General features: G+C 61.2%; 9 protein-coding genes. 1 reads left to right on the forward strand and 8 read right to left on the reverse strand.

The genetic code is table 11. The features are described 5' to 3' along the window. From NW809_RS07325 to NW809_RS07360, 8 genes are all read right to left on the reverse strand, one after another. On the reverse strand, nt 1-2,434 hold a 2,434-nt coding region (locus NW809_RS07325; RefSeq protein WP_414401832.1), incomplete at its 3' end, for a TIGR03960 family B12-binding radical SAM protein. Between the two features lie 142 nt (nt 2,435-2,576). Next, nucleotides 2,577-3,749 (reverse strand): aminotransferase class V-fold PLP-dependent enzyme, encoded by a 1,173-nt coding sequence (locus NW809_RS07330; RefSeq protein WP_414401833.1) that lies wholly within the window; start codon nt 3,747-3,749, stop codon nt 2,577-2,579. A gap of 185 nt (nt 3,750-3,934) precedes the next feature. Continuing rightward, entirely contained in the window at nt 3,935-5,560 is a 1,626-nt protein-coding gene (locus tag NW809_RS07335; RefSeq protein ID WP_414401834.1) for a peptide chain release factor 3, read from the reverse strand. Between the two features lie 55 nt (nt 5,561-5,615). Beyond that, nucleotides 5,616-6,800 carry a pyridoxal phosphate-dependent aminotransferase gene (locus NW809_RS07340; RefSeq protein WP_414401835.1) on the reverse strand — a complete coding sequence of 395 codons (1,185 nt, stop codon included), beginning with the start codon at nt 6,798-6,800 and terminating at the stop codon, nt 5,616-5,618. 43 nt (nt 6,801-6,843) lie between these two features. After that, the gene (locus tag NW809_RS07345; RefSeq protein ID WP_011429704.1) at nt 6,844-7,401 is read right to left on the reverse strand and encodes a hypothetical protein; all 558 of its coding nucleotides are present in this window, start codon (nt 7,399-7,401) and stop codon (nt 6,844-6,846) included. Nucleotides 7,402-7,483: 82 nt separating this feature from the next. Continuing rightward, the gene (locus NW809_RS07350) at nt 7,484-8,167 is read right to left on the reverse strand and encodes a DUF2232 domain-containing protein (RefSeq protein WP_011429703.1); all 684 of its coding nucleotides are present in this window, start codon (nt 8,165-8,167) and stop codon (nt 7,484-7,486) included. A 501-nt stretch (nt 8,168-8,668) separates the two neighbouring features. Next, the gene (locus NW809_RS07355) at nt 8,669-8,950 is read right to left on the reverse strand and encodes an RNA-binding S4 domain-containing protein (protein WP_011429702.1); all 282 of its coding nucleotides are present in this window, start codon (nt 8,948-8,950) and stop codon (nt 8,669-8,671) included. Between the two features lie 102 nt (nt 8,951-9,052). Next, nucleotides 9,053-10,273 carry a serine hydrolase gene (locus NW809_RS07360; protein ID WP_049749719.1) on the reverse strand — a complete coding sequence of 407 codons (1,221 nt, stop codon included), beginning with the start codon at nt 10,271-10,273 and terminating at the stop codon, nt 9,053-9,055. A gap of 371 nt (nt 10,274-10,644) precedes the next feature. On the opposite strand from NW809_RS07360, the gene NW809_RS07365 reads away from it, so the two are divergent. Then, a complete protein-coding gene (locus NW809_RS07365) occupies nt 10,645-10,977 on the forward strand; it encodes a CHRD domain-containing protein (protein ID WP_414401836.1) in 333 nt (110 codons plus the stop codon). The last annotated feature ends 10 nt before the right edge of the window (nt 10,978-10,987 follow it).

Consider the following 10,987-nt stretch of genomic DNA (forward strand, 5'->3'; position numbering starts at 1 on the left):
GGGGGCGAGCGTTGAAGCGACAGGGTTTGCCGGATTTGGTGGATTTTTCAATCCAAATTTCCCGCGCATCCAGGATCTGGGTAACCCAGGTCGGCCAGTCGGCTTCGGGCAACTCGCAGCTCACGCTGAGTTGATATTCGGCGGCGTAAACCGCTTCGGTAGCCGAGGGATCCCGCAGGCCGATCTCTTGAATGGCCTGGATGGGAATTTCGGGGGGCAGTTGCTCGGCCAGCAGGGCGCGCAGCTCCTCCGGGGTAAAGGGAGCCCCGGGGCGGGCCAGGAGTTCCAGATCGAGGATCTCCCCATAGCCTTCCTGGCCGATGGGCAGGGCGTTGGCGTTAGCCAGGCGGGGCATGGGGTGGTAACCGCCGCTAAAGGCCAGAGGCAGCCCCGCTCGCCGACAGGCCCGTTCCCACAGCCGCATCAGATCCAGGTGGCCCAGCCAGCGCAGATCCCCAGTTTTGCCGTAGGTGATGCGGAAGCGCTGGGCGGGCGGCTGCGGCTCCAGGGGATCTGGGGTGGGGGTGGGCCGGCTTTGCAGGGGTGGGACGGGCGGGGGCGGGATGACGATGTTGTGGCCAAAGCCGGGGCCGCAGATGCCGCAGGCGGAGCACTTCTCAAAGGAGCAGTCTTCCACCGTGATGGCTTCCAGGGCGCGGCGGTAGTCTTTCTGCAGCCATTTTTTGTCGATGCCGGTATCGATGTGATCCCAGGGCAAGGGATCCTCCAGGCCCAATTCGCGCATGGGGAGATGGGCGCAGAGGGCAACCGGATCGGCGCTGGGATCCACCGCTTCGCCGCAGTAGGCCTTGACCCAGGCGGCATAGGCGGCGTCGATGTTTTCCCACCAGGCGTCCAGGCCGGCGCCGGCCCGCCAGGCCTGCTCGATCATGCGGCCCAGGGAGCGATCCCCCTTGCCAATAAAGTCTTCCAGGATGCTGAAGCGGATGTCGGTGAAGTGGGCTTTGACCCCCCGCAGCCGCCGCAGCTCCTTTTGCAGCAAGGCCTGCTTGCGCTGCACGTCGGCGTAGTCCACCCGGTGCCACTGGAAGGGGGTGTGGGGCTTGGGGACAAAGTTGGAGACCGTGAGGGTAAACTCCACCTTCTTGTGACCCAAGGCCGCACATTCTCGCTGCAGCATCTCAACCGTGCGGGCAATCCCAATGACATCGGCGTCAGTCTCTCCCGGCAGGCCGATCATGAAATAGAGCTTGATCTTGTCCCAGCCCTCCTGGACGGCGGTGCGAATGCCGCGAATGAGGTCAACATCGCTAAGACCCTTGTTGATGATGTCCCGCAGCCGTTGCGTGCCGGCTTCTGGGGCAAAGGTCAGCCCCGAGCGGCGGGATCCCTTCATGATGGCGGCAATTTGCTCATCGAAGCGATCCACCCGCTGGCTGGGCAGCGAGAGGGCGACGTGCTCCCCCAGCAGGCGGTTGTGCAGCTCGGCCCCCACCGCCGGCAGGGAGAGGTAGTCGGAGCAACTGAGGGAAGAAAGGGAAAATTCGCTGTAGCCGGTTTTGCGCAGGCCCTGCACCACCGCCTCCACCACCGCTTGCGGATCCACATCGCGAGCCGGGCGGGTGAGCATGCCGGGTTGGCAAAAGCGACAGCCGCGGGTACAGCCGCGCCGCACTTCCATGACCAGGCGGTCGTGGACGGTTGCCACCAGCGGTACTAGGCCAATGGAGTACTGCGGTTGGGGCAGGGCCACGCGGCGGCGGATGCGCTCCGGCACGCCGGGCACGATGGGGCGGGGCGGGATCCCCTCGTAAAACTGGGGCACATACACCCCCGGCACCTGGGCCAGCTCCAAGAGCACCTCGCGGCGGGGCTTGGCTAGAGATTGAGCCAGCACCTGGCCGATCTCCGGCAGCACCTCTTCCCCATCCCCGAAGACAAAGAAATCGAAAAAGTCGGCAAAGGGCTCTGGGTTGGAGGTGGCGGTGGGCCCGCCGGCAAAGATCAGGGGACACTCTTGCGGGGTAAAGGGCTGGCGCTCCCACCATTTGAGGGGGATCCCGGCCAGATCCAGCATCTCTAAGATGTTGGTGCCCCCCAGCTCGTAGGCCAGGCTGAAGCCGATGATGTGGAAAGCGCGCAAGGGGCGGCGCGATTCTACGGCAAACAGCGGGATCTGCAACTGCCGCATCCGGGCCGCCAGATCCGGTCCCGGCAGGTAGGTGCGGTCGCACAACTGGTCTGGCTGGGCGTTAAGGATGTTGTAGAGGATGAGGTGGCCCAGGTTGGAGGCCCCCACCTCGTACAGCTCCGGGTAGCTCAGCACCCACCGCACCCGCCCCGACTCCCAGGGGCGGTGGGCGGCGCCGAACTCTTTCCCCAGGTAGCGGGCTGGCCGCTGGATCTCAGGCGTGAGCAGGCGATCCAGATCGATCGGGCCTAGATGGGCTTGCGTGGCAGCCAGAGAGAGCATGAGGATCCGAGCAAGAAGTGAACGCAGCTACTGATCTGACTCTAGCCGAACTTTCCCGGCAACCCAAACCCAAGACGGGGGTGGCGAGACCGTTCCATCTCCCCTCTCCCGGAGGGAGAGGGGTTGGGGGTGAGGGCGCACATCACTCCGGCAGCCGCTGCAAGGCTAGCGCCAACTGTTCGTACTCAGCCAGGTGGTTGTAGACCTGGGCCGAGATGCGCACCCAAAGCTGCCCGGCAAAGGGAAGGATGGGAACCTCGATGCGGTGCACCTGCCAGAGGTAGTCGTGCAGGCGGCAGGCCCGCTCCGCCAAAGGCAGCTCCGGGATCCACTGTTGCCAGAAGGGTGGCAGGGGCAGGGTGGCCATAAAGCCCAGCATCCGCTCCGGGGCAGGTGGGATCCCTTCCAATTGTTCCAAGAGCACCTGCCGCGCCTGCAGCAGCAGCGTGTGGTTGTGCTGGCGCAGCCTCTCCACCCCCAGCTCCTGGATAAAGGCCAGGGCTGCCGAGATGGCCAGCCAGGCGCTGGGATCGCGGGTGCCCACCCAGTCGAACTCGGCTGTGAATCCTTGCCCGTAGCCGTGGGAGATGGCCAGGGGATGGGTTTGGGCCTGGCGGTGGGGGGCCACCCACAGGAAGGCACAGCCCTTGGGGGCAAACAGCCACTTGTGGGCGTTGCCGGTGTACCAATCGGCTCCTAAGCTTTCCAACTCCAACGGGAGAACCCCCGGCGCATGGGCCCCGTCCACCAAGACTGGGATCCCGCGCTCTCGACAGAGGCCAATCAGCTCCGCCAAGGGGTAGACCAGAGCCGTGGGCGAGGTGAGGTGATCCAGCACCGCCAGCCGAGTCTGGGGGGTGAGAATGGCCGCAAACGCCGCCAAAACCTGCTCCGGCCCCGCAATCGGAAAGGGAACCTGGGCTTCCGCCAGCACCGCCCCCCAGCGTTCACAGACATAGCGCAACGCCTGGCGGACGGCCCCATAGCTGTGGCTGGTGTAGGCGATCTGATCCCCTGGCCGAAACGACAGCGAGCGCAGCACGGCATTGACGCCGCCGGTGGCATTTTCCACAAACACAAGGTTTTCAGGCTCAGCCCCAACAAACTGGGCCAGCTCTGCCGCCGCCGCCCGCAAAGCCCGCGGCAGCTCTTCCCCCATAAACTGTACCGGCTGGGCCTCTAGGCGCTCTTGCCAGGCTCGCTGGGCCTGCAGCACCGTTTTCGGGGTCGCGCCGTAGGAGCCGTGATTCAAAAAAATAGCCTGCGGATCCAGCCCCCACAACGAGCGGTCGCAAAGCGGTTTATCGACTGCCATGGGTTTGCCTTGGAAATAAGACCTGGCAAGCATGACCCAAAAAAGAAGAAAAAGAAATTGCTGGGATCTACAAAAACGAGATTGCCAGGGAGCAAGAAGATGTCAACCCCGATCCCAGACAGCAGCAAAGCTTTGGTCAGGTAGCGGAACTTGCAGGTTCCCGGAGAAGGTTGCTCTGAGTGGCCTTAGGAGCCGTCCTTGGATTCGGGGCCAAGATCCGCGATGGGAGCAATTTTGCTCAGCTTAATTTTGGGGTTGCTGCTGATAAATTGCTGCAAGGTCCACTCGTTTTTAAAGAGGAGAACCGGCCTATCTTGAATGTCTTTGACAATGAGGGTGTTAAACAGGCTGGGGAAATTCTGGAGGACTTCCCAGCCGTTTTCTACCCAGCGAGCCAGCGTGTAGGGCAGCATCTCCAGGCGGGTTTCAACGTTGTATTCATGTTCCAGGCGGTACTGCAGCACCTCGAACTGCAGCTGGCCCACCGCGGCCACGATTGGATCCCGTTTGGATTCGTCAAGGGAGTACATAATTTGCACCGCCCCTTCTTCCCGCAGCTCTGACACCCCTTTCTGAAACTGTTTAAATTTGGAGGGGTTGGGATTTTTGAGATAGGCAAAAAGCTCCGGGGAAAAGCTTGGGATCCCGGCGTAGCGCAGCTTTGGGCCAGTGTAGAGCGTATCCCCAATTGTAAAGAGGCCAGGGTTGTTTAGGCCAATGACATCCCCAGGGTAAGCTTCGTCAATGGAGATGCGCTCTTGAGCAAACAATTTCTGTGGGTAGGATAGGCGGATTGGGCGGTTGAGGCGGGCATGGTTGACCACCATGTCTTTCTCGAACTTGCCGGAGCAGATGCGCACAAAAGCAATGCGATCCCGGTGGCGGGGATCCATATTGGCCTGCAGCTTAAAGACAAAGCCTGTGAACTCAGGATACTCTGGAGAAATCAGCCCAGCCGTACTTTCGTGGGGCATTGGCGGCAGGGAGTACTCCAAAAACGCATTGAGAAACAGCTCCACCCCAAAATTGGTCATGGCGCTGCCGAAAAAGACAGGAGTTTGTTTCCCAGCATGAACCTGTTTGAGATCCAAACTGGGCATAAGGCCATCCAGGATCTCCAATTCTTCCTTAAATCGGTAGTAGAGATCTTTTTCGATTAGGTCTTCCACTTGGGGATCCCCGAGTTTAATAACTGTATCTTTGACTCGTAGCCGTCCCCCGGAGACTCGCTCAAAGAAGTGAAACTCGTGAGTGCGTCGGTCAAACAGAGCTGTGAAGCGCTCCCCTGAGCCAATGGGCCAGGTAACAGGATAGGGCTTAAGGCCCAGCTCGCTCTCGATTTCGTCCATGAGCTCGAGGGGATCCCGGCTGGGGCGATCCATCTTGTTGATGAAGGTAAAAATCGGCAGCCGCCGCATTTGACAGACTTCAAACAACTTGCGGGTTTGGGGTTCTAGCCCTTTGCCGGCATCTTCTAGCATCACGGCGTTGTCCACTGCCGCCAGGGTTCGGTAGGTGTCTTCGCTAAAGTCCTGGTGGCCGGGGGTATCGAGGAGGTTGAGGCGAAAGTTGCGATAGTCAAATTGGAGCACCGTCGAGGTGATGGAGATACCCCGCTGTCTTTCCAGTTCCATCCAGTCGGAGGTAACCCGCTTTTGAGCGCGGCGGGCCTTCACGGCTCCAGCCTCCTGAATGGCTCCTCCGTACAGCAACAGCTTTTCCGTAAGGGTGGTCTTTCCAGCATCGGGGTGGGAGATGATGGCAAAAGTGCGCCGCTGCTGGATGGCTTTGGCCAGGTCTACTTCCTTCATCGTCAAGAAGCTCCTCTAGGTCAACCAGGGCGCTGGCAGCATCCAGTTTCCCGCCTTAGAGGGAGGAGAGAAAGCGGTGCAGTCGCTCCAGACCTTTTTCCAGGGTGACGCGGTCGGCGGCGTAGGAGAGGCGAATACAGTGATCGGCTCCGAAGGCCACCCCTGGCACGGCAGCCACATGGTGCTCTTTGAGCAGCCGTTGGCAGAACTCCACCGAGCTCAAGCCGGTCTGGCTGATGTTGAGAAAGATGTAAAATGCGCCCTCTGGCTCCGGACAGCTTACCTTTGGCAGGGTGCGGATCCCCTCCAGCATCAGATCCCGCCGCCGCCAGAACTCTTGGCGCATCTTTTCTACCGCTGGCGCTGAAAGGGGGCTGGTGAGGGCCTCTAGGGCACCGTATTGGGCGAAGGTGCAGACGTTGGAGGTGCTGTGGCTTTGCAGGCTGATGGCCGCCTCGACGATGGGCTTTGGCCCTGCCAAGTAACCGATGCGCCAGCCGGTCATGGCATAAGCTTTGGCAAAGCCGCTGCTGAGGATAGTGCGCGGCAGCAGCTCTGGAGAGAGGGATCCCAGGCTGAGGTGGCGAGCTTCGCCGTAGACGAGCTTCTCGTAGATCTCGTCGCAGACCACGTAGAGATGGGGAACTGAGAGGATCACCTCCGCCAGCGCCTCCAGCTCGTGCCGGTGATAGACAGCGCCGGTGGGGTTGGCTGGCGAGTTAAGAATGAGCAACTTGCTGCGGGGGGTGAGGGCCTGACGTAGCTGGTCGGCAGTGAGCTTGAAGCCCTGGGCCTCTTGGGTCTGAACCCGCACCACTTGAGCGCCTGCCAGAGCCACCATTTCGGGATAGCTGACCCAGTAGGGGACAGGCAGGATGACCTCATCCCCTGGATCCAGCAGCACCATGGCCAGGTTAAACAGGGTTTGCTTGCCGCCGTTGCTAATCAGGATCTGGTCGGGGCTGTAGTCCAAGCCGTTTTCTCGGCGCAATTTGTCTGCCACCGCCTGGCGCAGGGTGGGGATCCCGGCAGTGGGGCCGTAGCGGGTTTTGCCCTCTTCCAGGGCGCGGATGGCGGCAGCCCGAATGTGCTCAGGGGTGTCGAAGTCCGGCTCGCCAGCGCTCAGGATACAGACATCCAGACCCTCTGCCCGCATGGCCTTGGCCAGAGCCGAAATCGACAGCGTTGCGGAAGGAGAGAGACGAGCAACCCGTTGGGACAAGCCGGCAGCAGACACCATCAGTTGGGGATCTGGGGTAGCAGGTTGGGTTAGTTTTAGGCAGTTAGGCCACCGCTGTCAAGAGGCGGCTGCCATCCACCAGCAGCAGCTTATGACCCTCCCGCTCCGCCAACAGATCCCAAAACTCGCCGGCGACGGCCCCCGGCAAGAACCCTTCCAGACGCAGCTGCAGGGGGGGGAATTGCTTGTTCCCCTGGGGCTTGCGCCGCACCGTCACCCAGATGAAGCCGTCGTGGGGCTCGACGATGCCGCGAATGTTAAAGCCCTCCTCTACATCCTCGGGGGCAGGCAGAAAGGGCTCGTCCAGATCTGGATCTTGCTCCTCCTCCGGCAAGGCCAGGATGCGGATAACGCTCAGGCCCAAAGTGCCGCCCGACCGCGGCTGCGGCTGCACGTAGTACCAGTAGGTGTGGCCGCTCTCGATGCAATAGGTGAAAGGGCGCAGCAGCTCCGCGCGGCCAGGGGTGGCCGGATACTCTACGCCATCGGCGGCAACCAGCGTCGCCTGAGCATAAGTCTGCGGGATCGATTTTAGGGATCCCTTGATCAAGCCCAGGGCGCGGAACTGGTAGGGGTAGGCAGGAGGGGGCAGTGGGTTCATCAGGAACAGGGGTAGAAGCTATGGGGGTAGGGTCTACAAGTTTATCCCATGGCGGTAGTCACCTTAGAGGTATAGGCGGCTGCTAATCCAGCAAAAATTGCACCCACTTCGGCGGCGGCGGCAGCGGACAGCGGAAATGCTCCATCACCAGAGCTGCCACCAAATGCACCGTGAAGACGTAGACCAGGGAGTTAAAGGCGATAAACCCTGCCACCACCACCTGAACCATCCAGGGTTCTGCCACCCAGTACACGCCCAGCCTGGCCAGAGACACATCCAGCAGCCAGTTGGTCAAGCCGGTGAGTTGGATGGTGACGTAAGTCCAGAGGTTTTCCCCCACCAACAGCGAGGAGAGCAGCAACTGGAAAACGAGGCCGAAAGCGCTGAGGGCAGCGCCGCTGGCCACCGAGACATACCAGGAAAGGCGCCGCCGCCATAGGCGGGCACACCAGTAGCCCAGCAGGCCGTAGGGAATGACGTAGAGAATGCTGCGCGTGGGCCCCATCAGCACCGTCAGCAACAGAGCAGAGACCGCCAGCGCCATCGCCCCGGTGCGGGGATCCCAGCGCATCACCGCCAGCGCCACCGGAATGGGGAAAAACAGACGCATAAACGGGGCCAGCGGCGTGTAGCTCAAGATCCAGATCAAAGCAGCAGTGCTGGCTAAGAAAGCTGTCTCCACCACCCTTAGAGCCGGAGAGCGGGGAGGTGGCGGGGGCAAGGGAGGAAAATCCTGCTGCACAGGAGGCTGAGGGGACGCAGGCACAGCGAGAAAAAGAAAAGAAAACTGTTCCCAGCTTAGGTCAGCGGTTGTGGAGTTGGTTGCAGTTGGGGAGCAAGGGCTCGGCTACTTGACCTTGCCGCTCCGCAAGACTTACACAACGCTAAACAAAAACGAACTTTTGTCCAGCGTCGTTGCTTCCTTTCTACTTCCACGACCCATACCTCGTTGGTTGCCCAACCCCCCCTTAGTCCCCCCGTATACGGGGGGATGTAGGGGGGCAGAGGAGTCTTCACAGGCGTAACTTCCCGTCGTTCGCGGCAGCGGGCCGTAGGCCTTGAACACAGTTGGCTGGAAGGGAAGAACCTGTTCACCACAACCAACTGACAGCTCTAGAGCTTGCACTTGTACTCTAGCTGTCGCCGAAACTCATAGAACCCACAGTCAGCAATGCTGCCTACCAACTTGTGGTTCTTGAGCATCCCTGAAACGTAAGGACGCCGTCCCGCTGACGCGAACAGTTTTTCTCAGCAAAACCCTGACTGACTAGAGGCAGACCCGACCTCCCCCTGTGGCAGAGCTCTGGATCCTCTTCCCATCCCAGCCCACCTGCCAAACTTGGCCCGCTACTGCCACCTCATCCCCCAGGCGTAACTTGCGCCCTCGCCGGGTTTCCACCTCGCCGTTGACCCGCACCTGCCCCGCCTGGATGAGCTGCTTGGCCTGCCCGCCGGTGGGCACAACTCCCGTCAGCTTGAGAAATTGATCCAGTTTGATAAGGGGATCCCCTGCTGGAGGAGCTTGGGAAGGGGGAAGAGTCTCGGCCATAACCTCACCGTTCTGGCTTGGATGTTGGCTGATCCAACTTTTTAAGATCCAACTTTTTAATTTTGACGCTGCTGCTCTGCCGGGATGGGCGATCCCCTAGGGCTACGGGCTATCGGCAGCAGCCGAAGCGGTGGGCTCGCCTTCGGCAGACCAAAACTCATAGGCAGCCTGGGAGAGTTTGGCGATTAGCTCTTCGGCTTTGGGATCGTTGGGAGTTTCCCGCTTTACCCACACTGCTGCCACGTAGCGTCGCCCGTTGGGCAAATCGAGTATGCCGGCATCTCCCACCACCGACCTGAGAGTTCCCGTCTTGTGGGCAATGCGCACCTCTTGGCCCAAGTTGGGGCGAAAATAGGAGGGCCGCTGCGTGCGCCAGAGGATGTCCAAAAAGCGGTCGCGGCTGCGGCGGCTGAGCATTCGCCCCTGCTCCACCTGGCTGAGCAGCCAGACCATGTCGCGCGGGCTGCTGGTGTTGGTGCCCTCCAAATCCGGCAGCCACCAGGAAATTTGCGTGTGCTGCAGCCCCCACTGGCGAAACTTTTGGTTGAGGGCTTCCCGACCGCCGAGGCGATCGATGATGAGGTTGGCGGCGAAGTTGTCGCTGATGGTGCTCATGAGGGTAGCTGCCTCCAGAGCAGAGACCCGGGATCCGAGGGGACGGGTCTGCAATACGCCAGCTCCCCCGCCCCTGAGGTCTTCTCTCAAAGTCAGCCTCTCGTCCAGCCGCACCTGACCCGTTTCCACTGCCTGCAAAAAAGCCAGGAGAATCGGGATCTTGATGACGCTGGCGGCAGGAAAAACCTGATCCGGCCTCACCCCGGCAAAGGCGCCGCTTTCCACCTCCCAGAACAGGGCTCCTGCTGTCAGGCCCGGCTGATCGGCCAGAGCAGCCAAGCGCTCCTGCAAAGCGGGGATTTCCTGTCCTCTTAACAGGTCTGTGGGCAAGGTGGAGGGGAGCTCCTGCATCGCATCCTGTTCTGGCCGGGCAGGAGTGGTCGATTGCAGCAGTTGCGATAGGCCAGCCATCGTCAGGCCCAACATCAGGCTGAGGCCCAGGCCTCGCAGCAACACCTCCAACAGGGCCGGAGACCGCCTCAGGCGGCGAGGCTGGGCAGCTCGTTGGCGCATCCGGGCAATGGCTCTTTGGCGAGAGAGGCGCAGCGGTTGGGGGCGGGAAGCCAAGAGGGATCCCTCGGCAGCCGGAGCAGGCAGCAAGTGGCGAGAAGGGGAGGCAGCCTGAGTGAAGCGGCGCTGACGACGCACCGGATCCCGAGACCTTTCTCGAGCTAAGCTGCTGCCTTTCCCCTCCCCTGTCCTCGCCATAAGAACGACTGCCCCAACGAAGGTCTTGATGACCGATATCGCGACAATTTTACTGAACTTGCGCCGGCGAGCCCGGTTCAATTAAACCCACAGATCGGCGAACCTGGCCTGGGAAAGTTTGGCGAGGGAGAGCTTTGGAGCTTGGCCATCTCCGGCCCTCCACCCCTCCTGAGTCGGCAGTCGGGCTGCTTCGACCTCTTGGGAAGCCCCTCGAGAAGAAGATCGCGGAGAAACAGGGGCAACTCCTCAGGCAATCGCGACCTTGTTCTCCGAGGGTGAATCCGAAGCTCGGCCTGCTCCGTACTTGAGGTGGCTTGTTCTCCGACCGAGGAGCTTTTTCCATATTGTTGACGCTTTTGCTGGATTCGGCCTTGCGGCCTCGTTTTGTCTTCAAAACTTTTTGGGGCGTCTGCCTAGCTGCTGACTTGTTTCTCAGCGGCTGCGGGAGCAGCAACTCGGCGACCCCTGCGCCGGGAGCTGTAGTCTCTACGGCTACCTTGACCCTATCTCCTGCTGCCGAAGTACCGCCGGTAGCGGTGCCCAGCTCCGCCAGCGGCAGTGCTGTGGTCACTTTAAACCGAACCGCCCGTACCCTATCTGTTGAGCAGGTCTCCAGCTTCTTGGCCGGGGCCTACTACCTCAACATCCATACGCAAGCCAATCCTGCCGGCGAGTTGCGGGCCCAGGTGGTTTTCCCTCGCTAAACCTGAGAGG

This window comes from Synechococcus sp. WC101, from assembly GCF_047461555.1.
In the GTDB taxonomy this organism is placed as follows: domain Bacteria; phylum Cyanobacteriota; class Cyanobacteriia; order Thermostichales; family Thermostichaceae; genus Thermostichus.

Bases quoted from the DNA above. Each gene is read 5' to 3' on its own strand.
- NW809_RS07355 (WP_011429702.1), bottom strand. From the start codon at position 8,950: ATGGCCGAGACTCTTCCCCCTTCCCAAGCTCCTCCAGCAGGGGATCCC.
- NW809_RS07345 (WP_011429704.1), bottom strand. From the start codon at position 7,401: ATGAACCCACTGCCCCCTCCTGCCTACCCCTACCAGTTCCGCGCCCTG.
- NW809_RS07360 (WP_049749719.1), bottom strand. From the start codon at position 10,273: ATGGCGAGGACAGGGGAGGGGAAAGGCAGCAGCTTAGCTCGAGAAAGG.
- NW809_RS07335 (WP_414401834.1), bottom strand. From the start codon at position 5,560: ATGAAGGAAGTAGACCTGGCCAAAGCCATCCAGCAGCGGCGCACTTTT.
- NW809_RS07330 (WP_414401833.1), bottom strand. From the start codon at position 3,749: ATGGCAGTCGATAAACCGCTTTGCGACCGCTCGTTGTGGGGGCTGGAT.
- NW809_RS07340 (WP_414401835.1), bottom strand. From the start codon at position 6,800: ATGGTGTCTGCTGCCGGCTTGTCCCAACGGGTTGCTCGTCTCTCTCCT.